Genomic DNA, 26,839 nt, shown 5'->3' on the forward strand with positions numbered 1-26,839 from the left:
ACGATCATATCACGAATGTCATAATTCAGGAAGACGGAGAGCGAGTCGGTCGCTTGCCAGTCGGATGGTCACCGATGGAACGAACACGCAACCCCGGCGACGGTCGTCGTTATCACGGTTTTCGACCGATTCGAAGCGAGGACTCGAGACGCGACTCGTCGTCTCGGCGTCGCCGTCGGGACCCGTCGGTCGATCGCGGCGACCCGAACGCCGACTCACTCCCCGTAGTCCCTAACCACGACCTTCCGTTTCATCGTCCGGTCTCTGCCCCGGTCGATCCGATAGCGTACTGGGCTCTCGGTGTGCCTACCGACGGCCGCGACCGGTCGGTAGGAGCGACCGCCTCGAGTGTCCCGGCGGCCGGGCTGGGGCCACCATCGCTCCGAGTCGTGGTCTCGGCATCACCGAATCGCTCTGTACAGGGGGTCTACGAATCACACCCGACTGGTGGCATGCGGTGGCGCGCGCTGTCGGCTGCTGTTTCCGCCGTGGGTGACGGTGTGGCGATCGGAAACGGCTGGACTCGAGGCCCGTTTGCGAACCGACCGGCCGATCGTGTCGACGGGGCGGTGTCGACAGTAGGGTGCGTCGACGGAGTGGTGGTGGTGTCGACAGCAGGGTGGTGTGGTCGTGCGTTCGACTCGCGACGCCGACCGGTCGGCTGACCGCCGGGGCTCGAGCGCCGAGCCCCGAGTTACTCGTCGTCCTCGCACCCGGTCTCGCGGTGGCCGCCGCTATCGCGCTCGCGGTGAACCAGCCCGGGTGCGACCGAACAGCCACAGGGCTCGACGACGCCGGTATGGGGTCCGGTCGACGTCAGCGCGGTAATGGGCTGGCCGCAACTGGGACACGAGAGCAGCGCCGAGTCGTCCACTCGCCGCTCATCACCATCCGTCGGCTCCTCGCTACACATCGCGATCGTACCTCCCGGTCGAGAGCGGCGTCGACACTAGTCGCGTCGGGCGATTCTGTCGTCGTGCGGGACGTTTATATCCCGGTAGAATCAACGTAATCATGGCAACCGAATCCGGCCGTGGATTTGGAAGCCACGTCTCGGGTGACCTGACCACCCGGGGCATTTCGATATAGCCCCCTTGCCGCTGGAGACCGGCTTCCGGTTTTCGGTTTGATGTGTTGTCACTTATATCTACTGTTAACAAGCCGTAAGGATACCGCCTCGAGCGGCGGGGCTCGATGCGACTCCGCGAACGCGAGCGTGAAATCCGCCGTCGCCGTCACTCTGCCTCGAGTCGGGCCGGTCGCGTGGTCGATACGGTCGCGTAGTCGACTCGAGCACGGCGCAAAAAAGCGAAGGTGGAATCGTCCGGACAGCGACCGTCTCAGCCGGCGATGATCGAGGCCAGGTCGCCACTGAAGGCGTCCGCGTTGGCGCTCTGCGTGTTCGAGTTCGACGCGTTAGCGTTCTGCTCGACTAGCTGGTTGACAGTTTGATCACCGGTGGAGTCTTCGATATTGTCGCCGTTGTCACCGTTGTCGCCGTTGTCGCCACCATCGTCAGTGGTACACGCGGTCACTGTTCCGGTAGTGGGGAAGGTAGGCGGCGACCCAAGGTCGGGGACGGTGAAGGAACAGGTCTGGCCATCCGACGTGACGATTGCAGTGTCAGGGGCTTGTCCGGGTGGGAGTCCGTCGTTGAGGGAGTACTCGGCTGCGATCGGCTCATCCTCATCGTTGAACGAAGTCGCCTCAACGGTGATATCTCCTTCTTCAACCGACTGGAGGGACGCGACAAGGACGAACTCTTCATTGTCACTATCCCATTCGAACACAGCAACTGGGTTTGGTCCCTCTGATTGGGTGAACCTGATGGTTTCAATACTGCCTTGCATGTCGCCGTCAGTCCCATCATCGCCATCGTCCATGACGTCGTCGAGGTCGACGTCGACCCCGATCGAGTCCTGATCGGCGAACTGGCTGGCGTTCTGCTCGATCACGTTCGTCTGCGATACGCTTTGGGACTGACTGACGCTCGAGAACGACGCTCGATCGTCGCTGCTGTCGTCGTCATCGTGGTGATGGTCGCCACCTGCGGCAGCCATTCCTGCAAAGCCCACGAAGGCCATGCTTCCGACGAGAGCGAGCGTCATCAGTACCGTTATTGTCCTTTTCATAGTTTGGTAGATCTCTGGTTGTCCGGGTGGGCACACACGGGCCATGCGGGATTTCCGATAGGACACTGGCCATCGAAACACACGACACCGCGTACCGACCGCGTCTCGATTTTCTCCCACATTGTCGTGGTGCCTCGCCCGGTCAGACCGGACCATAGCAGCCCATATGAAGGCAAATCACTGTTCACAGTACTATCCGATTCCTACATTGTACAGGTCAGTATATCATCTAAAATTACAGAATAGCATCGCCACTTGTATTTCGAGCGGAGAATAGTGTTTGTGATCCATCATAGTGCTTCGAACGGTAGTAGAAACCGATACAGATGGCGACTCGAACCGCCGGCTGCTGGCATCGAAATCAGGGCAACACTATCGATCGCTATTCGACTGCTACAGACGGCCTCCTCGCGAGTCGACTCGGAGTCGGAGACTCGAGATCTGTCGGTCGACGGAGTTCGTTTTCCAGTCCACTTCGATAAAAAAGTACTATCGCGAACCGAGCGGTGAGACTCCTCTTTAGAAGTCGTAGTTAACAGCGGACGCACTACCGGTCTGTGAGTTCGTGTTCGACGCTTCGGCCGTCTGGCTGATGTTCTGCTCTATCGTCTGGTCACCAGTAGTGCCGATCTCGAGGTTGAACCCATCGCCGTTTTCCATACCGTTGCTGCTATCGGCCAAACCCTGACTTGTGGCCTGCCGATCGAAGATCGGGAACTCGTTGTCTTCGTTGAAGCTCTCGCTGATCTCGACTCCGAGTCCAGTAGCCTCCTGATCGGCAGTCTGGTTGGCGTCTTGGTCGATGTTGTTAACCTGAGAGACCTCTTGATTCTGGAGGACGGCTGCCGCTGCGACTTGATCGTCGTCCGACGCAACGGATGTACCGCCGGCTGCTGCTGTTCCGGCAAAACCAACCATCAGCAGGCTGGCGGCGAGTACGAGCGTCAGGATCGTGTTTCGTGTCACCTTCATAGTTTCAATCTTTCCGGGAGACACGAACGCTATCGAGTCGGCATGCGACGGATAGCTGCCGCTCGTCGGATGTAACCGCCGTTAGCCTCCCGTTTGCTGCGTGTCTCCCGACTAAGGCACACTTCGGAGATTCATATGAAGACAGGGCACGGTTTCGCTCCATAGTAGCGGTTGACCGTACCGTTTCAATTCCTATCTCGAATTGACCGATCGTTTCAGCGTAGACTCGAGGCTCGAGACTATCGATCGCGTATGGCGTCCGTACCGATCCGAAGCTGGGCCGCACCGATCCCACGGAAGAGGGGATTCCAGCTTGAGACGGGATTTTCCGCCGGTACACCCGATTTCTTGCCGATTCTAACCCAAACTTTCCGCTCCGTAACAGCTACTCGAGTTACCGATCAAATACTCTGACAGTCCCGGCGTCACAATGGTCCTGTAGAAGCGATGCTTCGGGGGTTTCGATCGTCTTTGGGGCCTCTGTGGGACCGAGCTGGGCTCAGAGAGTAATCCGGCGGTCGCGTTTCGAACCATTCTCGAGACCGATCGCGTAAGGACTCCCTTCAGTTCGGTATCAGCCTTCTTCCCCGCAGAAATATACAGATAACAAAGTCTGTAATCGGGATAGAAGGGTTTGCGACGCACAGACCTAGCAAGAAATCACAATCAAAACACAAATCAAACGATCAATGAGAAACAAGACAACGAGACGCTCACGAACTACGACACTCCTTATGGCCTGTATGGTCGCCTTGTCCATGATCGCGGCCGGTGTACCGATGGCAGCTGCAGGGGGCGACGGCGACTTCGAGAACGGAACGGTCCACGCACTCGAGCAGGGGGAGGAGTTGTACCTAGTATTCGGGGCGGATCTCGGCGACCAGTCGCTCGAAGAGTATATCGACGAGCACGCGAAGGAGTCGGCCGACTCCTCGGCTGAAGTCATCCAGTACCAGGATGTCGATCAGGTCAACATCAACGAGCAAGGCTCTGCGGTGTCGATCGCGATCGACGGCGGCGAGGCAACCGCCATCCAGGAAGCCAACCAGGAGAACGATAACGTCCAGAGCGGCGAGGCGATCACCGAGAGCGGCAAGGTAGAGACCGCGACGACTCAGTTCGAGAACGTCGGCGACGTCAACCTCATTATCGGCAACGGCGGCGACCAGCAGTTCGATGGCTGGGGAGTCAAGGACAAGAAGGGCGACGACGAGACGATCACACAGGAAGCGGTCGCCGGCGTCGCTCAGTCCCAGACGGTCGGGCAGATCAACTACAACAACCAGAGTACCGCCTTCGCCTTCGCGATGAACGACAGCGATGCGACCGCGCTCCAGCAGTCCTACCAGCGAAACGAGAACCTTCAGGAGGGGATGGCCAACGCATCGAACGTCTACCTCGGTGACGGCAAGGTCGGGCACAAGAAAGACAAGTCGGGCGACCACGGCGCTGGCTCGAGTACGGGCCAGGACGCCGACGCGCTGCTCGAGCAGTCACAGGACGTCGTCCAGGAGAACGTCAACGAACAGGGCGGTGCGGTCGCCATCGCCATCGGCGAGAACAGTACCGCCACGGCGATCCAGTTCACCGATCAGAGCAACCTCAACGAACAGATCGGGAGCGCCGACGCCTCGAACCTGATGGCGACGGCCACCGGAATGAACGTCGCGACCGCGGGCAATGTCAGCGGTGACATCCTCTCGACCGAGACCCAAGTCAGCGAACCGGACAAGGAGGACAAGAAAGACGGGATCGACGGCGAGCAGGTCGCGACCGCCGGCGTCGCCCAGGAGCAGGAGGTCGAACAGCGGAACATCAACCTGCAAAACACCGCACTAGCCATCGCACAGAACGGTAGCGAATCCACCGCGGTTCAGCTGGCCTACCAGCAAAACTACAACGCACAGGTCGGCTACGCCGACGCCATCAACGTCTACGCGAGCCCCGGCTACGTCACCGACGACGTTACCCGGACCTCGAGTACGACCGTGACGGTCGACGGCAACGCGGGCGAGGCTATCCCCGGTGCGTCGTACGACTACGCCGGGACCGCGAACCAGACGAACGACGCCGAGCAGACCGCGAGCGCGGCAGTCGAGCAGAGCCAACTCATCACACAGGAGAACCTCAACGAGCAACACGCCGCCGTCGCGGTCGCCGAAGACGGCGGCAGTGCCGGGAGCTCACAGATCAGCCTTCAGGAGAACGAGAACGTCCAGCTCACGTCCGTCGCCTCGACGAACGTCTGGGCCGGCGCGTAACTCATCACAGTGTGTCACACGGCCGACGTTCGGCCGCAGTGACCGACAGCTTTCGTTTCTTTCGAACCCACCGCGACCCCATCGGAGCGGCGCGTCCCGTCGTCCCCGACGGACGCGAGTGCGGCCTCGAGAACGGCCGCGCAGCCGGTACGGGAGCCGACTACGACTCGTCCGGGTCGTCCGGCGTCGCCGATCCGTCCCCGTCGTCTCGATGTTCGGCGAGGGCTTCGTCGACCGTCAGGTCGCCGGCGGCGACCCGCCGGGCGAGCACCTCGTCGATCGCCCGGTTGTGTTCGCTTCGCTCGCGCGAGCGGTCCTTGATGACCTGCAGTTCCCCCTCCGTCGGTTCGATCTCGCGTGCGTCGACGACCTCCCCCTCGAGCCGGGCGATGTTGACCGCCGCCAGCACGTCGCCCATTCCCCGCGCGCCCGTACCGAGATAAGGGGTCGTCCCCGTCTCGTCGACGAGTTCGACCTGTACGGTATCGAGTTCGTTGACCAGTTTCGCGCTCTCGAGGCGGGAGCCATCGCCGATCCGGACGACGGGCGACGGGGCCTCGGCGGCCTCGCGCTGGATCACGTCGACCGCGTCGCCGAGGGGGACCTGAAACGTTGCGACGATGGTCTCGCCGGTCAGGACGGCGATCCCGGGTTTCTTTCCCGGATCGACGCCGATGACCGTCCGGCCGCCGTCGCCGCGAACCGCCGCCAGCGCCCGGTCGACCGTCCGCCGAGGGTCGTCGGGGTCGGCGACGATCGTCGGCACGTCCGCGAAGGCGTCGGCGTTGTCGGCGTCGGTGACGACGACAGTTGCCTGCTCGGGGAGTTCCGCGTCGGACTCGATAGTCGTAAACGTCGTTCCGCGGTCGCGGAGTTCGTTGACGACGCCGTGGTATACCTCGAAGTCCGCCGTAGCGACGACGATCACGAATCCGACTTCGCTCCGGTGGGGAATAAACGTACCCGAACCGCGAGCGGGCACCCGTTCCGGGGCCTTTTTGCGCGTCCCACCCCAACTCGAACCGTGATCGACGAGGCGATTCCGACCGGCTGTGGCCCGATCGACGAGTTGCTCGGTGGGGGGTTCGAACGCGGCACCGTCACGCAATTGTACGGCCCGCCGGCCGCCGGGAAGACGAACCTCGCGCTATCGGCGGCCGTGGAAACGGCCGTCGACGGCGGGACCGCGGTCTACATCGACACCGAGGGGGTGTCTGTCGACCGCTTCCAGCAGTTGCTCGAGGCAACCACCGGCCGGTCGTCGCGAGACGGGGCCGAGCCGGACGACATCGAGGCCGTCGCCTCGCGAATCGTCATCGAGGACGTACTGGACTTCGAGGAACAGGCCGAAGCCGTCCGCGACGCCGAGGAGTTCGCCGAGCGCGCGGCCCTGATCGTGGTAGACAGCGCGACCGGCTTCTACCGCCTCGAGCGTACCGCAGACGGTGACGAGGGCGAGGCGCTCCGGAGCGTCACCCGGCAGGTGACGCATTTGCTCTCGCTGGCCCGAAAACACGATCTCGCGGTCGTCCTGACCAATCAGGTCTTCGCCGATCCCGATTCGGATCGCACTAGGGGACTCGGCGGCAACACCTTGGAACACTGGACCGGAACGGTCGTCCGCCTCGAGCGCTTCCGCGGCGGGAAACGACGCGCGACGCTGGAGAAACACCGCTCGAAGCCCGCCGGGGAGTCGGCGCAGTTCCGGATCACCGAGACCGGACTCGAGGGCGACGACGACACGCGACGGGGGTGACACGCGTTTCGGTCCCGTTCCGAAACCGATCGGCGAGTGCGACGATCCCCCGGCCCCCAGCCGATACGACTCGGTTACCGGGCCGTCTCTCCAAAAAAGACGCAACCGCCGGAGACCCGCGAGTTCGACGCGGTGTGAGCCGCCTTAGATCTGGTTGAGTTTCCGCAGGAGCTGGCCGCGGTACTCCTCGTCGCTGGTGACGCCTTTGAGTTCCAAGACGTTGCGCTCGAGTTTGTCGAGCGCGACCCGGAACGAGTTCTCCGCGCCGTAGCCTTCACCGGTGCCGGCGACCTGATCCTTGTTCGTCCGCAGGCGGATCTGACACTGCACGAGCGGCGTCCCACGGAGCTTCTCGTTGTGCTCGTGGAAACGGACGTGGGCGTGCATCACCTGCATGTCGGCGTACTTGTCCGCGACATCTTCGATGCTCTGGACGATCGACTCCCGGGTGATGGTGTCGAGCATCGAGATGTTCGTGATTTGGACGTCCATGTGCTCCTCCTCGGTGAACGTCAGCGCGCGCAGGACGTCCGTCTTGGTGATGACGCCGGTGACGACGCGGTCGTCGTCCGCCGGCGTGACCATCAGCCCCGCGAAATCGTTCTCGAGCATCGTCTCGACGGCGTCCTTGGCGGTGGCGTCGAGCGTCGTCGTCTCGACGGGGCTCGTCATGATGTCGTAGACCGGCACGTCGAGCAGGCGCTGGGTGTCGCCGACCCGGTCGCCGGTCGTCGTCGTGTGGTTCTCCCGGATGACGAAGTCGGCGATATCGTGGGTCGTCACGACCCCGGAGAGGTAGCCGTTTTCGTTCATGATCGGCAGCCGGGAGATGCCGTGCTCGCGCAGGTGGTTGATCGCCTTCCCGACCCCGTCGTCCTCGGTGAGCGTGACCGGATCGGCGGTGTAGATGTCCTCGACGGTCAGCGTGTCGAGGTTCTCCAGGACCGCCTCGAGAATGGCGTCGTCGGTGATGACGCCCCAGAGGTCGCCGTTCTCGAAGACCGGCGCGACCTTGGCGTTGCTCTCGACGAGCACGCGCGCGGTTTCTCTGACGTCTTCCTGCCGGTCGACCTTGGGCGACGGCGTGCTTCGGCTCGGTTTGGTGAGTGCCGCGACCTTGGCGTCGTCCTCGACGTGGGATTGGAGGATCTCCCGCTCGCTGATGACGCCCTCGTACTCCCCGTCGTCGGTGACGATGATTCCCTTGGGGTTGCCGTTCTCGAACATCGAACGGACCTTCCCCATGCGTGTGCCGACGTCGACTTCGATGAACTCCGTGGTGGCGATATCAGCGATATTCATCCTTCTAGGAGTAGCTACTGTCGCAGAGGTATTTAAGGTACTGCCCGTTTTATCGATAGGGGATCACCCAGGGGGTTTTTGTACTAGCCGTTGAATCGGCGGCCGATGCTCGATATCAGCGTCTTCGGTCGCTACACCTACCTCCTCACGGAGGTGGTCTGGGGTACCGTCGCCGTCCTCCTGTTGCGTCGCGCGAACGCGCTTCGGAAGGCGGCGGTGACCGTCCTCGCGCTCTACCCGATCGCCTACGTCTGGGACCGGTACACCCTTGCCGTGGGCGTCTTCGACATCAAACTCCGGACGGGCATCGACGTTGCCGGCATCCCCCTCGAGGAACACCTGTTCATGGCGGTCGTCCCCGGACTCGTCATCGGGATTCACGAGACGATCTTCGGCGACGGAGCCGCGAACCGCTGAGAGACCCGTTTTCCGTTCTCGACGGGGCCTGCTCGTCTCACTACGTGGACACACCGTCTCACGACATGTAAGCGATCGCGACTGTCTTGTACCGGGAGATCAATACCTGAACTAATGGACGGTCCGCGGCCCGCGGCGACGGCACCCGATACGGCGGAGAGCACTGACCGTGCGCTGCTTCGGGGCGTCGCGACGATTCTCGTCGCCGTCGCCCTCGTCTGCTCGCTCGCGCTCGGAACGGCGCTGTTCGCGCCCACCCTCATCGACGGCCTCGGCTTCGAGGACGGACCCTCGCCCAGCTCCGAGCCGCCGCCGGCCGGCGAACGCACCCCCGCGGTGACCGATCCGGACGATCCCGGGAACTCGAGTTACGAAACCGATATCGAGACGATCAGGTCCCCCACCGTCGAGGACTTCGTCCACGCCGAAATCAACGAGCGCCGGGCCGAGCACGACCTCCCCCCTCTCGAGTGGGACGGGACGGTCGCATCCGTCGCTCGCGCGCACGCGTACGACATGGCCCGCAGCGAGTACTTCGATCATACGAACCCCGACGGCGAAGGACCCTACGACCGATTCGAGGACGTCGACAGCTACTGCCGTGGGTACGGCGAGAATATCGCCATGACGTGGGTCGATCGGCGCGTCCAGCGACCCGATAGCAACGATGTCGTCCGCTATCAGACCGCCGAGGCCCTCGCGAACGGGCTGGTCGATCAATGGATGAACTCCACGGACCACCGGCATGCGATCCTCGAAGCGGGCGAGACGCCCCGCTGGGATCGCGCGGGCGTCGGCGTCTACATCGCCGAGGACGGCTCCGTCTACGCAGGCCAGAACTTCTGTCGCGAATGGTGACCGTCGGTCGGACACACCGTCTCGAACGGTGACGGAGACGGCGAAAACGTGGAGGTGACCGGCCGTCGGCACGGCGAACCACGTATACGTTAGTAGACCCGACCGTCGTACGGTCCGTATGGAGTTTCCGGAGACACTCACCGCGATCTATCGGACGGCGAGCGACCGCGATCTCAGCTTTCTCGCAGCTGGCTTCGCCTACTACGCGTTCGTCTCACTGATCCCGCTCGTGTTGCTCGCGCTCGTGGTCGGATCGGTTGTCGGCGGTGAACAAGCGGCCCAGCGGCTGATCACCGCCGCCGGCGATTTCCTCCCGGCGTCGGGCGAACAGTTAGTCACTGACGCGTTGTCGACCGAATCGGGCCGTGCCGAGGCGACCGTCGTCGCGTTCCTCGTCGCTACCTGGGGCGCGCTCAAGGTCTTTCGTGGCCTGAGCCTCGCGTTCGACAAAGTCTACGACGAAATCGCCGAGGATACCCTCGTCGATCAGATCAGGGACGGGCTCACCGTGATCGTCGCCGGTGCAGTCGCCCTCGCCCTCATGATCGGGATCGGCGCGGCGCTCCGGGTCGTCCCCGAGACCGTCCCGTTCGTCGGCCTGCTCGGCTGGGTCGCGCTACTGGCGGGACTCGTCTTCGTCTTCCTTCCGATCTACTACGTCCTCCCGCCGATCCCTGTCACTCTCGGCGAGGTGCTCCCGGGCGCGCTCTTCGCGGCGGTCGGCTGGACGATCCTCCAGTTCGGATTCCAGCTGTACGCGTCGAACGCCGCCCAGTACGAGGCCTACGGGGCCGTCGGGGCCGTCCTCCTGTTCGTCACCTGGCTGTACTTCGCCGGCATCATCATTCTCGTCGGTGCCGTCCTCAACGTCGTCCGCGCCCAGCCGCCGCTCGCCGACTAACGCGGTCTCGCGTCCGATTCCGTCTCGGTCCGCTCGCCGGGTAGAGTCGGCGTTCGTGGCGGCCACCGCCGTCAGGGCTCGGTTGCAGCCGTCGGCGGGACGGAGATCACACCGCTCACCGGCTAAAGAGCGCGCCTTTGATCTGATCGTACAGGGATGTCTCGCTGGTCGGATCGACGAGTCCACCGAGTTCCGCGTCCGAGATGGGGAGTTCGGGCACGAAATCGTGGCTGTAGCCGGGGATGGCAGCGTCTTTGTCGTAGTATTTTGGATAGCAATCGAAGTGCTGGTACTTTCCGGTAAAGCGGTACTGGCCGGGACCCAGGACCTTGTACGTTTCAGGCGGTTCCAGCCCCATCCCGACGTAGCAATCCCGAATCTGACAGCGGAGATTGTAGACGAGGTAATCCCGGAACGGTTCGGGTGCTACGAACGGCGCAGGCGATACTTCCACGCACGCATCGGGGTCACGATCGGGGGTCTCGCCGTGACGAACGGTCGTCCGCTCGCCCCTTGCGACGTAGTAGGTGATCAGGACGCCCGAGACGGCCTCGATGTCGCCAGCGTCGTCAAGATAGAGTTCCTGTTTGTACAGGACCGCATCGTCCGTTCCGATCTTGTCCGCGGGCAGGTCGAACGGACGGGAGACTCCCGCGGTATCCACGTTCGGATCGTCGCGATAGTGACTCAGACTCTGGGCCAGCAAGTCGCCGAACAACTCCTCGATTTCATCGCTCGAGAGTGCCATGAGCGCCTGACGAACGTCCTCGAACCGGTCGGGGCTCAGATCCCACGGGAGCGTGTCGTGCTCCGTCTCCTGAGCGACGTAGTACTGTGCGTATCGGCGGGCCTGTGTGAAACGTTCATCTTCAGTAGTCGTGCGCTCTGACGGATCCGCTGGGATCTCATCTACTGAGTGGTAAACAATCTCTCCATGTAGATACATCTCGATTCTATGCTCAACGCCACTATTGTCGAAGACTTTTATTCCAATTCCTTCGTCGGTTTTGCCTTCAATAGATGCATCCATGTTTATAGAATCCCAAAGTAACTGTCTCCTTCATCACCCTCTTCTTTCGTCTCGAATTCCTGATCGGTGCTAAGATCGAGTAAGTCTCGGAGACGCTTTTGTATTTCGCCGGCAGTGGTATCGCCGAACTTCTTCGCGAAGATGTAGCCGATGGACATGCCGGCGAGTCCGCCGCCGATGGTCCCGGTCGGCCCAGCGAACATTCCCGCTGTCGAGCCCACTTTCCAGCCTCTGATAGCGCCCTTGGGGCCACTACTCATGGAATCCTGTAGCCGACTCGCCGCGTCGATATCGTTCGCCTCGATGTAGGCGGGTAGTTCTTCCGCACTGTCGACCTGTTCGACCAGATCAGTCAGTTGTGCGCGTGTCAGCCTGTAAGTCTTGGTCGTGAGGTCGTCGATCGTCTCCTCGACGAAACCCGGACCCTCGTCCGTCGACAACCGCTCCACATTCGACGGCCCCGCGTTCCAATCCTTCCGCTGGACGTGGATCTCAGTAGTGGCCATCCGCTGAATGCCCAACTCGCCGCCGTTCATGACCTGCTGCGCAGTCTCCTCGGCTTCGCGCTCTAACTGCGGATCCGGATCGATCTCGAGGCCGAGATCCTCTTGGGGAAGCATCGACACCACACCGCCGGTCTGCTGGCGGACGTGTGCGAGTTCGTGGGCTAAGACGTGTTGGCCTTCAGGACTCGAGGGGTCGTACTCGCCGGCATTGAACGCGACGTGGTTGCCGACCGTGAACGCTCGAGCGTTGATCTGATCACACGCCTGCGCAGCCTTCGGCCCGGTGTGAATCCGTACGTCACCCAGCGAGTCGCCCATCCGATCTTCGACTGCCCGCTGGATGGAGGTATCCAGCGACCGGCCGGGTGAGGAGATTACGTCCCGAACTCCCTCCGGGACCTGTGTCTCACCAGCCTTACCGGTCTGTGCTCCGCCTGCCGCACTGCGCTGGAGTGCGCCTGAGGTGCCTCGACCCGATTGGGTGCCAAGTCGAGGACTACTGCCCCTCCGAGATGACCCCGGGCTGTCGGGGCCGGTCTGCTCTTTGACTCGTTGCAGCCGGGCAGCGGCACCCAATCCGCTAGTTGCCGTGAGATCCGTACTCGAGTCGACCTGTTGTTTCGCGCGCTGGAGGCGTGCCGCACCATCGAGCGCGCCGATCGAGTCCGAAGCGGTTTCGGACTGCGAGGAGTTGGCGAGTTCTTTCAGCCGCTGTACTCGCTCGCTTGTTGACCCGAGCGACGCGGGCAACCCGTTCGACGCCGCCGTTGTCCCCTCACTGCTCGTTCGGTCTACCGCACCATTCGGATCAGTGGACTGGTGTCGCTGAACCGAGAACGAGGAGTCGGAGTCCTCGTCGGACGAGCGCCCCGGGCGCGAAGAGTATCGTCCCATCGCTGTACTACTCCGACCGTTTTGGTTCCGGAGCCATAGTGGTTACTATTAATTAGTGTTCGGATTGAGTGAGTCTCGGTGCGGTCTGTGGTTTGCAGCGATGGTTCAACGATTGCGAATTGGCGTGTCGAAAACAGTACAAAATCTGACTGAGCGGACGGTTTCATTCGTTGAACGAATATTAATCGTGCACTAGCCACATGAAAACGAATACCGAACTCAGTAGCTCGCGTAGAGTCTCCTCGCGCTGCACAAAATCGAACACGAGTGAGTTACGATTCCCGCTGAGGCAGCTGATTTCCGGCAGAGGTACCACGGACATTCCGCCGCCCCACCCGTCGATCTACTTTGAACACTGCCCGTGCCCTGGGGGAAGGATTATGTCCCCAGCAGCGACAGAGCATCACGATGAGCGACGAGCAATCGACCTCCACCGCGACCGACGACGCTGGCGCGGCCGACGAGACCGATTCGACGGGCAGTTCCGAACCCGGCGGCGGTCCCCAGCGCGTCGTCTCCGAGGAGAGTGTCGACGACATCCTCGAGTCGCTGGATTCGGCGCCATCGGACTCGACGGCGTCGACCGACGCGGCCGTCACGACGAGCCTCTCGAGCGAGTCCGTCACCACCGTGGCCGACGACGACGGGACGCCCGCAGCTGACGAGTCGACGACCGACGACGGGCAACCGACGCCGGAGCCGACCGCAGAAGCGACCGCCGAAACGGAATCCGCCGACGGCGGATCGGACGAGGGAGCGAACGCAACCGACGGCGCGACGGTCGACGCGGCCGCGTCGTCGCTCCCCGACGACGCCTCGCTCGAGGACCTCGCCGCTCGCGTCGACGACGGAACGGTCACCGGGGCGGACGTCCGCGCATCCGAAGCCAGCGACGGTCGGGAATCGACGCCCGAGATCGACGACGTCGATCTCTCGATGGACGACCTCGAGACGAGCCACCGCGGCGGGGCCGAGACCGAAACGGCGGTGCCCGACGATGCCGGCCCGCTCGCCGGCTCGGTCGACCGGGACGCGGGCACCGAGACGAACGACGACGAGGACGATAGTCCCGGACTGCTCGGTCGGCTCGCGCGACTCTTCTCGAGATAACTGCCCCGATGCGGATGCCGTCCCGGCTCGCCGCCGCTCGAGTCCGAGGAACCGATCGACGGGAGGCTCCGTCCATCGGAACAGTGATGACACCGTATTGAACACTAGTACCCAATGTCATCGGACGACACGCGTGAGTGGGCCAGCCGTCGAAAAACGACGAACCTGCTTCTCGGGACGAACATCGTGGTGCTCGCGGCTGGGTTCATTCGGCTCGGCAACGTCGGGCCGCGGACGATACAAGTCCTCTCGGAACTCGTCCTCGTCCTCGTCATGATCACCGCGGTGCTCCTCGTCCTCGGGAGATTCTTCGGTCACGAGTAACACCGATCGCGGTCACAGCACTGCTGCCCCCATTCGAATCCGTCCGCACCCGGACCCGTAACTCACGAACTCGCTCGCGAGCGAAGAATCGGAGGATGAGTGTAATAGCCGGATTCACCGCTCCGTTCATCGCGTTAGTTCGGCAGAAGTGGGTTGGAGCAGATTTGAACTGCCGGCCTCCTCCATGTCAAGGAGGTGTCGTAACCAGACTAGACCACCAACCCTGGTTTAGCTTTCGTCCGTGGCCGTCGTCGCCACGCTTTCTGACTGCACTCGTTCGTTGTTCCCCACACCAATTGAAGGTTTCGAATCGGCCGCCGTACGGGAGTCGGAACCACGCACCCGGTCGACACGCTTAAGACGATGTACTGATTTGGGCATTACAAGACAACAACGTACATTGGTGTGCACTATGCAGGAATACGTCGAACGAGTCACGGACGGGGAGGATCTCACGCAATCGGACGCTCGAGCGGCTTCGACGGCCGTTTTCGAGGATGCGACGGAGGCACAGATCGGCGCACTGCTGGCGGCGCTGCGCGCGAAAGGAGAAACGGAAGCCGAGATCGCGGGCTTTGCCGAAGGGATGCGCGACGCGGCCAGAACGATCGCGCCCGACCGGGAGCCGTTGGTCGATACCTGTGGCACCGGCGGTGACGATTACGATACGATCAACGTCTCGACGACGAGCGCGATCGTCGCGGCCGGAGCCGGCGTCCCGGTCGCCAAGCACGGCAACTACTCCGTTTCCTCCTCGTCGGGCAGTGCGGACGTCTTGGAGGAAGTCGGCGTCAACGTCGAAGCTGAACCGCCGGCCGTCGCGGAGGCCATCGAGGACGACGGCATCGGTTTCATGCTCGCGCCGGTGTTCCACCCGGCGATGAAGGCCGTCATCGGCCCGCGCAAGGAACTGGGCATGCGGACGGTCTTCAACGTCCTCGGGCCGCTCACGAACCCCGCCGGGGCGGATGCACAGGTCGTCGGCGTTTACGACCCGGCCCTCGTCCCCGTGCTCGCGGACGCCCTCGCTCGCATGGCCATCGAGCGCGCGCTGGTCGTCCACGGTTCGGGAACCGACGAGATCGCAATTCACGGCGAGACAGTCGTCGCGGAGGTCGACGGCGATTCCGTCGAGGAATACGCGCTCGAGCCGGCCGCGCTCGGTCTCGAGGAACACGATATCGCGGCCATTTCCGGCGGTTCGCCGGCTGAAAACGCCGACGACATGCGCGGCATCGTTACGGGCGACGTGACCGGCGCGAAACGCGAGGTCATCCTCGCGAACGCCGGCGCGGCGATCTACGTCGCCGACGAGGCCGACTCGCTCGAGGCCGGAGTCGACGCGGCCCGGGAGGCGATCGACTCCGGCGCGGCGGCCCGAAAGCTCGACCAGCTCCGCGGCGCGACGGTACACGCGGAGGGACAATGACGCGGGTCAAGATCTGCGGGCTGACCAGCGAGGCGGATCTCGAGGCCGCGATCGACGCGGGCGCGGACGCGGTCGGGATCATCTGTGATGTCTCGGTCGACACGTCCCGTGAGGTCTCGATCGACCGGGCCGCGGCGCTCGCGGCGGCCACCCCGCCGTTCGTGACGAGCGTCCTCGTGACGATGCCGGCCGGCCCCGAGGAGGCGATCGAACTGGTCGAGACGATCGAACCCGACGCGATTCAGATCCACAGCGACATCCGGACCGGCGACCTCGCGTACCTGCGCGCGAACCTTGAGACGGACCTCCTGCTCGCGGTCGACGCCGACGACGCGTCGACCGCGGAGACCTACGACGACATCGTCGACGCCCTCATCGTCGACACGCCGGGCGAGGGCGGGGGCGGCGGCACCGGGCGAACCCACGACTGGGACCGGACCCGACTGGCCGCCGCCGACCTCGAGTCGCCGCTGATTCTCGCGGGTGGCCTGACGCCCAACAACGTCGGGGAGGCGGTCCGCACCGTCGAGCCCTTCGGGGTCGACGTCGCGAGCGGCGTGGAAAAACGCGGCGGGGTCAAAGACGCCGACGCCGTCCGATCGTTCGTCGATCGCGCCAAGAACGCCCGCAGACCGGCGGAGCCGTAACCGTGACCGGACACGACTCCGACTCGGTGCCGGCCGACCGGCCGGCGTTCGACGTCGATCGGGAAACCTTCCGCGACCACGCGGGCACGAGCGCGGACCGGGCGGATCGACCCGTCGTCGTCCACGCCGTCGCGACGCTCGAGATCGAGACGACGCCGCTGGCCGCCTACGCCGCGCTCACCGGTCGCTCCGAGGCGACCGATCGCGAACGGTCGCCGTACGCCTTCCTGCTCGAGAGCGCGGAGAAAACCGCCTCGAGCGATCCGGACGGGGCGTTCCGACCCAGCGCTGCGGGGGCCGAACGGCACGCGCGCTACTCCTACGTCGGGTACGACCCCGAGGCCGTCGTGACGGTCGACTCCGGCGCGGCCACCGTCGACGCGCTGTCCGACGACGCGCCCCTCGAGTCGATTCGGACGGACGCCGAGGGCGACACCGTCGACGCGCTTCGGGCCGCGATGCCGGACGTGCGCCTCGAAAACGCGCCCGACCACGACCGCCAGCATCTTGACGGTGGACTCGTCGGCTTCCTCGCCTACGACGCCGTCTACGACCTCTGGCTCGAGGAAGTCGGCTGCGAGCGGCCCGACTCGCGGTTCCCCGACGCGCAGTTCCTGCTGACGACGAAGACGCTCACCTTCGACGAGCGCGATGGAACGGTTTCGCTGGTCTGTACGCCGGTCATCGAGGCTGACGACGACCCGGACGACGTGTACGACGCGCTCGAAACGGAAGCCGCCGCTGTCGCGACGACGCTGCGCGAGGCCGACGAGCCACGGACCGACGGCTTCACCCGCGAAGGCGAGCGTGCCGGACCGAAAGCGGAATACGAGGAAAGCGTCCAGCGGGCCAAAGAACACGTCCTCGACGGGGACATCTACCAGGGCGTCGTCTCCAGAACGCGAGAGCTCTACGGCGACATCGATCCCATGGGCTTCTACGAGGCGATGCGGGAGGTGAACCCGTCGCCGTACATGTACCTGCTCGACCACGACGATCTCACCGTCGTCGGGGCCAGCCCCGAGACCCTGATCTCGGTGCGCGGCCGCGAAGTCATGTCGAACCCGATCGCGGGCACCTGTGATCGGGGCTCGAGTCCCGTCGAGGACCGTCGACTGGCGGGCGAGATGCTGGCGGACGGGAAGGAACGCGCCGAACATACGATGCTGGTCGATCTCGCGCGCAACGACGTGCGCCGCGTCTCGGAGCCGGGCTCGGTCCGCGTCGACGAGTTCATGAACGTCCTCAAGTACAGCCACGTCCAGCACATCGAGTCGACCGTGACCGGGACGTTGGCCGACGACTCGGACGGGTTCGACGCGACTCGAGCCGCCTTCCCCGCGGGAACGCTCTCGGGGGCTCCCAAGATCCGGGCGATGGAGATCATCGACGACCTGGAGTCCGAACCGCGCGGGCTCTACGGTGGCGGCGTGGGCTACTACTCGTGGACCGGCGATACGGATTTCGCGATCGTCATTCGGACTGCAACCGTTGAGGACGACGGCTCGCGGGATCGGATCACGGTCCGGGCCGGCGCGGGGCTGGTCGCGGACAGCGACCCCACCGCGGAGTACGAGGAAACCGAACAGAAGATGGGGGGCGTCCTCGCGGCCCTCGAGGAGATCGAACGCCCGACCGCGGAGCAGACGGCGGACGACGATCCCGACGCGACGGCGGAGGTGACCCGATGAGCACCGCGAGGACCGAGCACGACACGGACGCGACGGCGGACGATCGCGGCGACGCGGACCCGATCACGGTCCTGTTCATCGACAACTACGATTCGTTCACGTACAACCTCGTCGAGTACGTCAGTCAGCAGGCCGGCACCGAGACCGCGGTGTTGAAAAACACCGCTTCGCTCGCGGATGTCCGCGCCGTCGACCCCGACGCGATCGTCATCAGTCCCGGTCCCGGTCACCCGAAGCACGACCGCGATGTCGGCGTGACGATGGCCGTACTACGGGACCTCTCGCCCGAGATACCGACGTTCGGGATCTGCCTCGGTCTCGAGGCCGCCGTCTACGAGTACGGCGGGACCGTCGGCCGTGCGCCGGACCCGATCCACGGGAAGGCTTCCGCGGTCGATCACGACGGCGAGGGGGTCTTCGAGGGCCTCGAGCAGGGCTTTCGGGCGGGCCGCTATCACTCGCTCGTCGCGACCGCGGTGCCGGACTGTTTCACGATCTCGGCGACCGCCGAACACGGGGATGAGACGCTCGTCATGGGCGTCCGCCACGAGGCGTTTCCCCTCGAGTGCGTACAGTTCCATCCCGAGAGCGTCCTCACGGCGAACGGCCACGACGTGATCGAGAACTTCCTTTCACGGGTCTAATGAGACCTCCTTCGGGTCGCCTTCGAGACGGGAAGTGAAAACACAGCGGGTCCGGCGCGGGGGTGGACGCCGCGCCGGTAGTCAGTCACTGGCTGCGCCGGACTCGTTAGACGCCGGGGAGCAACTCGAGTTGTCCGACCGCGTAGAGGGCCGCGAGAACGACTGCGGCGGCGATACCGACTCGAACGGCGAGTTTGATCGCGATTCGGAGCGCGATGACGGCGACCGCGAAGGCGGCAAGTAGGGCCAACACCAGCAGAATCGGTGGTGCCGACGTTAGTGCATCGAGCATATGCCAGTACCCACGCCCCAGGGACGTAACCTTTCTGGATATCGTGACTGATCCGCGGCGACGACTGACTCTCGAGAAACCATTGGTAAAAGAGAAAATCACGGGACTGCGACCCCATCTCGTCGGTTACAGTCACTTTCAGTCCGGTCTGAAAATCGTTAAGACGGTCCGCGACGTAGCTATCGTTGACCACACAGGCGGCCGTTTCGGCGGTCGTGGGAGAATGGATCACGATAGGTTACAGAGATATCTCTACAACCATATTTGTACTACTACAAGAAAAGTAGGACAACAACACCACGTTTTATGATGGATGCATGAATACCGAACCTTCGTCACGAATGATGAGCGCACGGAATCCGACTCACGCCAGAATCGACGCGCGGAAGCGGTATAGCGACGAGGTGACCCGCACATGAGCGATGCCGAACTTTCCGCGGCGGATCTCACTCTCCCGATCAAACGCTCCGACGGGGAGACGCTCGAGGAGCGATTGACCGCCAACGCCTATCACAACATTCTGCCCGCCCGTTATCTCCGCAAGAACGCCGACGGCGACCTCATCGAGGACCAGGAAGATCTCTTCGACCGCGTCGGCAAGAACATCGCGCTGGCCGAAGCCGTCTACGAAGCCGAAAACCGCGACCGCGAAATCACGGTCACGCCCGACCAGCTCAAGCCCGACCACCCACGACGGGACGAACTCGCCGCCGAAGTGTTCGGTGCGGGGACGACCGTCGAGGACAGCGAGGGGTCAGAGACCCCTCGAGCAGACGGCAAAGCCGTCGACGACGCCGAAACCACGCTGTCTATCTACAACGTCAACAAGTTCGCCTACGACACCGTCGTCCCCGAACTCCCCGACGAGATCCGCGATCACGTCGAGGACATCGCCGATGAGTTCCAGGGCATGATGGAGAACCTCGATTTCATGCCGAACTCGCCGACCCTGATGAACGCCGGCGACGAACTCCAGCAGCTCTCGGCGTGTTTCGTCGACTCCCCCGAGGACGACATCGACGACATCCACCAGACCGCCAAGGAGGCCGCACAGGTCTTCCAGAGCGGCGGCGGCATGGGCTATGCGTTCTGGCGGCTCCGCCCCTACGGCGACGCAGTCGGTTCGACCGGCGGCATCGCCAGTGGCCCGATCACGTTCATGCGCACGTACGACCAGATGTGCGAGACGATCGCTCAGGGCGGCGCGCGACGCGGCGCACAGATGGGCGTCATGCGCGTCTCCCATCCCGACGTCATCCAGTTCATCCACGCCAAGAACAAGGACGTCTCGCTGGCTGAGACGCTGCGCCTGAACGACCCCGACGACTACACGCACACCTCCTTCCAGGACGCCCTCGAGGAGGCTCGTGAACTCATCGACGACGAGGGCCGAGTCCCCAAACACCTCCGCAACGCCGTCGAGGGCCACCTCTCGAACTTCAACATCTCCGTCGGCATCACCGACGACTTCATGGACGCCGTCAAGAACGGCGAGGAGTTCACGTTCACCAATCCCCGAACGGGCGAGCCCCATATCGCCACGGCGGAGACGAAAGAACTCTACGAGATGTTCGGCCTCGGCGACCACGTCGAGGTCGGCGCGGAACTGTCGATCCCGGCCGAGGAGCTCTGGGACGACATCGTCGAGGGCGCCCACGAGAACGGCGAACCCGGCGTCATCTACCTCGAGCGAGTCAACAAGCAACACTCCTTCGACGTCGAGAAACACCCCGACCACCGTATCCTCGCGACCAACCCCTGCGGCGAGCAGCCCTTAGAGGAGTACGAGGCCTGTAACCTCGGCCACATCAACCTCTCGACGCTCGCGGATCTGGAGGCCCCCGACTGGCGCGTCTGGTACGACGACCACGGCGACGAGTACGAGTCGCTCGAGGCCGCCGTCGACGCCTTCCTCGAAGAAGCGATCGACTTCGAGGAGTTCGACCGCCGCATCGAGATGGGCACGCGCTTTTTGGAGAACGTCGTCACGATGAGCGATTTCCCGGTCGAGAAGATCGAGCAGAAGGTCCGGGAGATGCGCAAGATCGGCCTGGGGATCATGGGCCTGGCACAGCTGTACATCCAGCTCGGCATGGAGTACGGCAGTGAGACCTCAAACGAGGTCGCACGCCAGCTGATGCGCCACATCAACCACACCTCGAAGTGGACCTCCCACGAACTCGCCGAGGAGCGGGGCAGCTTCGACGAGTGGGACAAGTCCAAGTACGCGAACCCGACCGAGTACCGCGAGTGGTTCGAGAAGCAAACCGGCCTCGATGCCGACGACTGGGCGGACGGATTCGCCATTCGGAACCACAACACGACGACCATCGCGCCGACCGGCACGACCTCGATGGTCGGCAACACCACCGGCGGCTGTGAGCCGATCTACAACGTCGCCTACTACAAGAACGTCTCCGACGACGTCCAGGGCGACGAGATGCTCGTCGAGTTCGACGACTACTTCCTTCGCGTTCTCGAGGACAACGACATCGACGTCGACGCGGTCAAGGAAGAGGCCAAAGAGCAGATGGCGACCAACCAGTTCGACGGGGTCGAGGGGCTCTCGACGGTACCCGACGCCATCGGCGAACTGTTCGTCACGACCGGCGATCTCTCGGCAAAAGAGCACGCCGGCGTCCAGGTCGCCTGTCAGGAAGGCGTCGACTCCGCGATCTCGAAGACGGTCAACGCGCCCAACGACTCCACGCTCGCGGACGCCAAAGACGTGTTCGAGTACATTTACGAACACGGCGGCAAGGGCGTCACCTACTACCGCGACGGCACCCGCAGCAAACAGGTGCTGACGACCCGCGCGGACAACGCCGACTTCGCCGACGAGACCGAAGCCGCACAGGCCCTGGTCGAGCAGATCGACGAAATCTTCGGCGGTCTCGAGGCCTTCCTCGAGAGCGACGAAGTCGGGGACGTTCTCGACGCGGATGTCGGCTCGCTGGCCGACGACGATCGCCAGCCGGTCGAGATCGACTTCACCGAAAAGCGAGAGCGGCCGGACGCCTTACAGGGCGTCAGCCAACGCATCGACACCGGCTACGGGAAGATCTACGTGACGATCAACGAGGACCCCGAGACCGGCCAGCCGTTCGAACTGTTCGCAAACATCGGCCACTCCGGTGGCTTTACGAACTCCTTTACCGAGGCGCTGGCGAAGGTCATCTCGACCTCGCTGCGCTCGGGCGTCGACCCCGAGGAGATCGTCGACGAACTCTGCGGGACCCGATCGCCGAAAGTCGCCTGGGACAAGGGCGAGCAGATCCAGTCCATCCCGGACGCCATCGGCACCGCGATGCGCCGCTACCTCGACGGCGAGATCGACAAACCGTACCCGAAACAGCAGACGCTCGAGGAGTCGGCCGACGCCGAAATCGCCGACTACGACGGTCCCCAGACCGACGGCGGCGCGTCCGCCACGCAGGGCGGTGCACCCGCGGACGCCGACGACACGACTCAGGACCTCATCGACGCCGGCGAGTCGCCGGAGTGTCCCGACTGTGGCTCGATGACGCTGTACTTCTCCGAAGGCTGCAAGACGTGCGAGTCCTGTGGCTGGAGCGAGTGCTGAGCGCTGACTGAGGCCGTTTCGACGCCGTTTTTCTCGGTCGTGTTTCCGTTCGGGTCGCACGCGACGACTCGCCGAGACGCCACACTTAGCATCGGTCGGCGCGAACGCCGTCGTATGACTGCCGACGGCGGGCGGGGAGCGGACGGTGGCGTCGGGACGGACGGCTCGAGCGATCGGACGGCCGCCGGCCCGCGCTGTCCACACTGCGATGCGGCGATGTACAAGCGCCACTGCAAGTACGTCTGTCCCCAGCACGGAGTCATCATCGACTGTAGCGATCCCTTTCGCTGAGCGCCCGCTCTCGAGACCTGACGAACGGATGGCGGCGACGAGTACTCGGCGTCGTTAGCTGTCCGTCGATCGCCCCGTCCCGTCCGTCGGCGACCCGCTCTCCGTTCGAATCCGGCGGTAGGCGGGTCCGGCAAGGAGGAGGACGGCAGCGGCGGCACAGGCCAGCGAGAGCGCCACGCCGATCCCCTCGAGCCCGCCCGCGGTGACCGTCGCTGCCGAGGCACCGACGACGACCGCGGCGACCGTCCACGGGAGTTCGCCGACCACCGTCCCGAGCACCAACTGGCGACACCCGACGCCGCTGACCGCCGCGGCACACGTCGCGACGTCCGAGGGAATCGGTGCCAGCCGGGAGGCGGTGACGCCGCGCAGCGGGCCCGCCGTCTCGTAGTAGCGCGCGACGGCCGTGCCGGCTCGCTCGAGGAGGGCCGCGTCAGCGTCCTCGCCGGACGCGCCGGCGGCCAGCCAGCGCGCCGCGACGAAGACGGGGAAGACGGTCACCACGACGCCACAGAGCGCGATGGGGACGCCGACGGGGACGCCGAACCCGTAGCCGACGACGGCCGCGAGCGGCGTCGTCGGCCACGCGAGGAGGGGACGCACGAGGTAGAGTCCGGCGACGAGGAGGCCGAACAGGATCGGGTCCGCCGCGACGGCGTCGACGGTCCCGACGATCGTCGACGGCGAGACGAGCACGCCCGCGGCGACCGCGCCGCTGGCCACGACTGCCCCGATGAGCGCACGGGTTCGAACCGACCACAGCGACATCAGCCGACGATTCCCCTCGAGTATTGAAACCTTTGTGTCTCTCGTGAGGCGGCGGTCGCTCGGACGGGCCGACGGAGCGTCGGCGGGGCAGCGCCCGTCGCCCACTGGCAGACGAGTGACGGAAGTGACGGGCACTCGCGGGTCCGGTTCCCGTGGGACCCGGCCGCAGTCGCCGACCTAAAGGAAAGGGCTTTTATAATCACACTGGATACGAATGAGTGCAGACAGAGACCGCGAGCGTGGGTAGCCAAGCCAGGCCAACGGCGCAGCGTTGAGGGCGCTGTCCCGTAGGGGTCCGCCGGTTCGAATCCGGTCCCACGCATCGCATCGGTGGACGATCTCCACCATTACGATGCAGGTGATCTCCCTCCGAGGACATCACCCACGCATAATCCTTTCCGACGCTACGACCGACGAGCGATAGCCCCGTTGATCGGTACGCTATCGCGCCCCTGTGGTTTCTACTGACGATTCCTCCCAAACGGGCTACTTACCGGCTGTCGACGGGCATCGTCATCCGACGGCGATCCGTTTCGAAGCCTCGTTTCTCGTAGAAGGCGATGGCACGATCGTTATCGACGCCGACCTCGAGTACGAGTTCCGTACACGTCGCCTCCCGCGCCCGCTTCGTGACGCGGTCGATCAAGTCGTGGGCCAGACCGGTACCGCGGTAGGGCTCGCGAACGTAGATGTCGGTAACGACCAGGCGATCCGGTCGGTCGAAGACAGGTGGCGACTCGTCGATCTCGGTCGCCACGAAGCCGGCGAACTCGCCATCAGCGAGGGGTCGATCGCCTGATTTCCGGCTACAGCACCCATCGACGGCGATCCACGTCCGATAGTCCGCCGTCTCGAGGCGCTCGAGTCGGAACGCGACTTCCACGGCAACGAGGTCCATGGCGTCGGTGTCGGCGAGGGCGTGGGCGTCGACGATCGTTTCGAGTTCGCGGTGAGACGGAAGCCACAGTTCGTCGACGTAGCGACGGACGGCGGCCTCATCAGCCGGAAGCGAGTAGAACTATCTGATTTCGACCTGATGAGAAGCTATTAGCCGTGGCGATTGTAAAACGGCTGCACCCGGTCGCTATCGGTAATCGGTCAGAGACGGTAATCCCTTTGCCGATGCACTCGAACGAACAGCTATGGAATACGTCTCTCGAGAGCGCGTGCGCCTGCTCACCGGCGTCCTGAGCGTCGTGTCGCTGGCGGTGGTCTTTGCGGCCGCCGGCGGCCGGATCCCCTCCTCGAGCGTGCCGGCGGCTCCGGCGTGGGTTATCGAGACGATCCCGCTCGTCAACGCCGTGCTCAGCGCGGCCGCGATCGGCACGATTACGCTCGGCTGGCGGGCGATCCGACGCGACGATATCGAACGCCACCGCGTCGCGATGGTCGCCTCGTTCGGGCTGTTCGTGGGTTTTCTCACCCTCTATCTCTACCGGCTGACCGTGACCGGCGGCCCGCAGCCGTTCCCCGGGCCCGATTCGGTCTATCAGTTCGTCTACCTGCCGCTGCTGGCGATCCACATCTTCCTCGCGATCGTCTGTATTCCCCTGCTCTACTACGTGCTCTTGCTCGCGCTCTCCCGTCCGATCGCGGAGCTACCCGAAACAAGCCACGCCCGCGTCGGCCGCGTCGCGGCGACGCTGTGGCTGATCTCCTTTTCGCTCGGGATCGTCGTGTTCGTCCTCCTGCACGTCGTTTACTGAGCCGGTCGCCCGAACCCCGAACGGCGACCGTCTCTGATCCCGCAGGACGGCTCAGTCGAGGATGTCACCGATCCGTCGGGGTTCACCCTGTAGGTTCGGCTGTTCGGCGACGATCTGGAGGACCTCGTGGTCGGTCACGTCGTAGTAGGACTTTTCGGTCGCGTCCTCGATGAGGGCCTGCTCGAGGCGGAACTCGGTGCCTTCGTAGACGACGTCGACGCCCTCGTCGTCGAATGCGAGCGTTGTCATGGTCGGACGTACGCAGTGGGATACTAAAAGCGAGGCGACTGTGGTCGGTGACTGCTGGGTGCGAGCGCCGACGGCGACGGACGGGCGTCTGACGGACGACTGACGACGCGCGAGGTTTATTAGGCGGTACTCCCTTTGAGCCCGAGTGTGGCCTTCAGCAGGGATCCGCTCGACGAACTCGTCGTCCCCGACGGCACGGAAGCCCAGGAGCGCGACCTCGTTACCGACGGGGACGTCCTCGTCGGCGGGCGCTCGAGCGTCGAGTTCGGCGTCCGCGGTCGGAACGTGCTGGCCGGCGAATCGGCCGAGTTCGGCGGCGGGATCGAGGCCGAGGGCGACTGCCGGCTCGACATGTGGTGTGATGTCGCCGAGACCGTCCTGGTCGGCGAGGACGCGTACATCGGCGAACGCGTCCACATCGGCGGCCGACTGAAAGTCGCCGGCGACCTCGACATCGGCGACGATGTCGAGATCGAGGACGGGTTCGAAGCCAACGGCTGGATCGTCATCCGGAACCCGATGCCGACGATCGTCTTCCTGTTTGTCTACCTCAAACACCTCCTCCTGCTCGGCGAGGAAGACGCCGCCCAGCGGCTCATCTCCGAGATGGTCGACGAGGAGGACGACGAACCCGACACGGAGCCGCTGGTCATCCCCCGGAACGCGACTGTCGGCGACGACGCCTGGCGCGTCTCGACGCCCGCGACGATCGGCGACGACTGTCGACTCCACGGGAACGTCCGCGCCGAGACGATCGACATCGGTGCGGACTGCAACATCTTCGGGAGTCTCCGGGCACGCGGCGACGTTTCCGTGGGCGAAGACACCCGCATCCACGGCGACGTGACGACCCGCAACGGCGATGTCGTCATCGACCACGACGCCCGCGTCCTCGGTGACGTCTCCTGTGCGGACCTCGAGCTCGGCCCCGACGCGGAGGTCGACGGCACGATCCGGGCGGACGGCGAGATCACGATGCGGACGACCGAACGCGAGCGCGAGTAACGCGATCCGATTTACCCCGACCGATTCTCCCGACACAGCGTTCGAGCCGTTCGCGTCGCCGCGCTCGAGCC

26 protein-coding genes and 2 tRNA genes are annotated in these 26,839 nt (G+C 64.2%); 16 read left to right on the forward strand and 12 right to left on the reverse strand.

Features of this window, described 5'->3' with window-relative positions; genetic code table 11:
* Positions 1 to 694 precede the first annotated feature (694 nt).
* The 3 genes from ALTAJ2_RS08175 to ALTAJ2_RS08185 form a co-directional block, all read right to left on the reverse strand.
* The gene (locus ALTAJ2_RS08175; RefSeq protein WP_007109098.1) at positions 695 to 913 is read right to left on the reverse strand and encodes a hypothetical protein; all 219 of its coding nucleotides are present in this window, start codon (positions 911 to 913) and stop codon (positions 695 to 697) included.
* Positions 914 to 1,340: 427 nt separating this feature from the next.
* Positions 1,341 to 2,108, reverse strand: coding sequence for a hypothetical protein (locus ALTAJ2_RS08180; protein WP_007109097.1), 768 nt, complete (start codon positions 2,106 to 2,108; stop codon positions 1,341 to 1,343).
* A gap of 543 nt (positions 2,109 to 2,651) precedes the next feature.
* Entirely contained in the window at positions 2,652 to 3,104 is a 453-nt protein-coding gene (locus ALTAJ2_RS08185) for a hypothetical protein (RefSeq protein WP_007109096.1), read from the reverse strand.
* Positions 3,105 to 3,847: 743 nt separating this feature from the next.
* Between ALTAJ2_RS08185 and ALTAJ2_RS08190 the strand changes: the two genes are divergently transcribed.
* Entirely contained in the window at positions 3,848 to 5,365 is a 1,518-nt protein-coding gene (locus ALTAJ2_RS08190; protein WP_007109095.1) for a hypothetical protein, read from the forward strand.
* Between the two features lie 160 nt (positions 5,366 to 5,525).
* Here the strand turns inward: ALTAJ2_RS08190 and ALTAJ2_RS08195 are convergent, their stop codons facing one another.
* Positions 5,526 to 6,293: a hypothetical protein gene (locus tag ALTAJ2_RS08195; protein WP_007109094.1), complete on the reverse strand. Its 768-nt coding sequence runs from the start codon at positions 6,291 to 6,293 to the stop codon at positions 5,526 to 5,528.
* Positions 6,294 to 6,389: 96 nt separating this feature from the next.
* Here ALTAJ2_RS08195 and radB point away from each other — a divergent pair, with 96 nt between their 5' ends.
* On the forward strand, positions 6,390 to 7,121 hold the full coding sequence (gene radB / locus ALTAJ2_RS08200; protein ID WP_007109093.1) for a DNA repair and recombination protein RadB: 732 nt from the start codon (positions 6,390 to 6,392) through the stop codon (positions 7,119 to 7,121).
* A 144-nt stretch (positions 7,122 to 7,265) separates the two neighbouring features.
* Here radB and ALTAJ2_RS08205 read toward each other — a convergent pair whose 3' ends face one another.
* The gene (locus tag ALTAJ2_RS08205; protein WP_007109092.1) at positions 7,266 to 8,423 is read right to left on the reverse strand and encodes a CBS domain-containing protein; all 1,158 of its coding nucleotides are present in this window, start codon (positions 8,421 to 8,423) and stop codon (positions 7,266 to 7,268) included.
* 105 nt (positions 8,424 to 8,528) lie between these two features.
* Here ALTAJ2_RS08205 and ALTAJ2_RS08210 point away from each other — a divergent pair, with 105 nt between their 5' ends.
* From ALTAJ2_RS08210 to ALTAJ2_RS08220, 3 genes are all read left to right on the forward strand, one after another.
* A complete protein-coding gene (locus tag ALTAJ2_RS08210; protein WP_007109091.1) occupies positions 8,529 to 8,840 on the forward strand; it encodes a lycopene cyclase domain-containing protein in 312 nt (103 codons plus the stop codon).
* A 114-nt stretch (positions 8,841 to 8,954) separates the two neighbouring features.
* Positions 8,955 to 9,698, forward strand: coding sequence for a CAP domain-containing protein (locus ALTAJ2_RS08215; RefSeq protein WP_007109090.1), 744 nt, complete (start codon positions 8,955 to 8,957; stop codon positions 9,696 to 9,698).
* A 118-nt stretch (positions 9,699 to 9,816) separates the two neighbouring features.
* Complete coding sequence (locus ALTAJ2_RS08220; protein WP_007109089.1) at positions 9,817 to 10,599, forward strand: YihY/virulence factor BrkB family protein; 783 nt, start codon at positions 9,817 to 9,819, stop codon at positions 10,597 to 10,599.
* A 115-nt stretch (positions 10,600 to 10,714) separates the two neighbouring features.
* On the opposite strand, the gene ALTAJ2_RS08225 is transcribed toward ALTAJ2_RS08220, so the two are convergent.
* Positions 10,715 to 11,629, reverse strand: a complete 915-nt coding sequence (locus ALTAJ2_RS08225; protein ID WP_049900186.1) for a hypothetical protein — start codon at positions 11,627 to 11,629, stop codon at positions 10,715 to 10,717.
* Positions 11,630 to 11,631: 2 nt separating this feature from the next.
* The gene (locus tag ALTAJ2_RS08230) at positions 11,632 to 12,711 is read right to left on the reverse strand and encodes an eCIS core domain-containing protein (RefSeq protein ID WP_081603356.1); all 1,080 of its coding nucleotides are present in this window, start codon (positions 12,709 to 12,711) and stop codon (positions 11,632 to 11,634) included.
* A gap of 726 nt (positions 12,712 to 13,437) precedes the next feature.
* Between ALTAJ2_RS08230 and ALTAJ2_RS08235 the strand changes: the two genes are divergently transcribed.
* Positions 13,438 to 14,139, forward strand: coding sequence for a prolipoprotein diacylglyceryl transferase (locus ALTAJ2_RS08235; protein WP_007109086.1), 702 nt, complete (start codon positions 13,438 to 13,440; stop codon positions 14,137 to 14,139).
* 114 nt (positions 14,140 to 14,253) lie between these two features.
* A complete protein-coding gene (locus ALTAJ2_RS08240) occupies positions 14,254 to 14,463 on the forward strand; it encodes a hypothetical protein (protein WP_007109085.1) in 210 nt (69 codons plus the stop codon).
* Between the two features lie 149 nt (positions 14,464 to 14,612).
* On the opposite strand, the gene ALTAJ2_RS08245 is transcribed toward ALTAJ2_RS08240, so the two are convergent.
* Positions 14,613 to 14,687: transfer RNA gene (locus tag ALTAJ2_RS08245), tRNA-Val, on the reverse strand.
* Between the two features lie 188 nt (positions 14,688 to 14,875).
* Between ALTAJ2_RS08245 and trpD the strand changes: the two genes are divergently transcribed.
* Genes trpD through trpG form a run of 4 tightly spaced genes read left to right on the forward strand, consistent with a single transcriptional unit; the run spans position 14,876 to position 18,874 of the window.
* Complete coding sequence (gene trpD / locus ALTAJ2_RS08250; RefSeq protein ID WP_007109084.1) at positions 14,876 to 15,892, forward strand: anthranilate phosphoribosyltransferase; 1,017 nt, start codon at positions 14,876 to 14,878, stop codon at positions 15,890 to 15,892.
* Complete coding sequence (locus ALTAJ2_RS08255; protein WP_007109083.1) at positions 15,889 to 16,539, forward strand: phosphoribosylanthranilate isomerase; 651 nt, start codon at positions 15,889 to 15,891, stop codon at positions 16,537 to 16,539. The genes trpD and ALTAJ2_RS08255 overlap by 4 nt, the downstream gene beginning before the upstream one ends.
* Before the next feature lie 2 nt (positions 16,540 to 16,541).
* The gene (gene trpE, locus ALTAJ2_RS08260) at positions 16,542 to 18,230 is read left to right on the forward strand and encodes an anthranilate synthase component I (RefSeq protein ID WP_007109082.1); all 1,689 of its coding nucleotides are present in this window, start codon (positions 16,542 to 16,544) and stop codon (positions 18,228 to 18,230) included.
* Positions 18,227 to 18,874: an anthranilate synthase component II gene (trpG, locus tag ALTAJ2_RS08265; RefSeq protein ID WP_007109081.1), complete on the forward strand. Its 648-nt coding sequence runs from the start codon at positions 18,227 to 18,229 to the stop codon at positions 18,872 to 18,874. Before trpE ends, trpG begins: the two co-directional genes overlap by 4 nt.
* Positions 18,875 to 18,980: 106 nt before the next feature.
* Here the strand turns inward: trpG and ALTAJ2_RS08270 are convergent, their stop codons facing one another.
* On the reverse strand, positions 18,981 to 19,166 hold the full coding sequence (locus tag ALTAJ2_RS08270; protein WP_049900182.1) for a hypothetical protein: 186 nt from the start codon (positions 19,164 to 19,166) through the stop codon (positions 18,981 to 18,983).
* 415 nt (positions 19,167 to 19,581) lie between these two features.
* On the opposite strand from ALTAJ2_RS08270, the gene ALTAJ2_RS08275 reads away from it, so the two are divergent.
* Positions 19,582 to 22,749 (forward strand): adenosylcobalamin-dependent ribonucleoside-diphosphate reductase, encoded by a 3,168-nt coding sequence (locus tag ALTAJ2_RS08275; RefSeq protein WP_007109080.1) that lies wholly within the window; start codon positions 19,582 to 19,584, stop codon positions 22,747 to 22,749.
* Between the two features lie 114 nt (positions 22,750 to 22,863).
* Positions 22,864 to 23,040 (forward strand): HVO_2523 family zinc finger protein, encoded by a 177-nt coding sequence (locus ALTAJ2_RS19655; RefSeq protein WP_007109079.1) that lies wholly within the window; start codon positions 22,864 to 22,866, stop codon positions 23,038 to 23,040.
* A 54-nt stretch (positions 23,041 to 23,094) separates the two neighbouring features.
* Here the strand turns inward: ALTAJ2_RS19655 and ALTAJ2_RS08280 are convergent, their stop codons facing one another.
* Positions 23,095 to 23,808 (reverse strand): TVP38/TMEM64 family protein, encoded by a 714-nt coding sequence (locus ALTAJ2_RS08280; protein ID WP_007109078.1) that lies wholly within the window; start codon positions 23,806 to 23,808, stop codon positions 23,095 to 23,097.
* Between the two features lie 237 nt (positions 23,809 to 24,045).
* On the opposite strand from ALTAJ2_RS08280, the gene ALTAJ2_RS08285 reads away from it, so the two are divergent.
* Positions 24,046 to 24,130 (forward strand) — tRNA-Leu (locus tag ALTAJ2_RS08285).
* 168 nt (positions 24,131 to 24,298) lie between these two features.
* Here the strand turns inward: ALTAJ2_RS08285 and ALTAJ2_RS08290 are convergent.
* Complete coding sequence (locus ALTAJ2_RS08290; RefSeq protein ID WP_049900179.1) at positions 24,299 to 24,775, reverse strand: GNAT family N-acetyltransferase; 477 nt, start codon at positions 24,773 to 24,775, stop codon at positions 24,299 to 24,301.
* Between the two features lie 175 nt (positions 24,776 to 24,950).
* Here ALTAJ2_RS08290 and ALTAJ2_RS08295 point away from each other — a divergent pair, with 175 nt between their 5' ends.
* Positions 24,951 to 25,514, forward strand: coding sequence for a DUF420 domain-containing protein (locus ALTAJ2_RS08295; RefSeq protein ID WP_007109076.1), 564 nt, complete (start codon positions 24,951 to 24,953; stop codon positions 25,512 to 25,514).
* 51 nt (positions 25,515 to 25,565) lie between these two features.
* Here the strand turns inward: ALTAJ2_RS08295 and ALTAJ2_RS08300 are convergent, their stop codons facing one another.
* Entirely contained in the window at positions 25,566 to 25,763 is a 198-nt protein-coding gene (locus tag ALTAJ2_RS08300; RefSeq protein WP_007109075.1) for a DUF5800 family protein, read from the reverse strand.
* Positions 25,764 to 25,910: 147 nt separating this feature from the next.
* Between ALTAJ2_RS08300 and ALTAJ2_RS08305 the strand changes: the two genes are divergently transcribed.
* Positions 25,911 to 26,768, forward strand: a complete 858-nt coding sequence (locus ALTAJ2_RS08305) for a polymer-forming cytoskeletal protein (protein WP_007109074.1) — start codon at positions 25,911 to 25,913, stop codon at positions 26,766 to 26,768.
* Positions 26,769 to 26,839 lie beyond the last annotated feature (71 nt).

The organism is Natrinema altunense (genome assembly GCF_000731985.1).
In the GTDB taxonomy this organism is placed as follows: Archaea; Halobacteriota; Halobacteria; order Halobacteriales; family Natrialbaceae; genus Natrinema; species Natrinema altunense.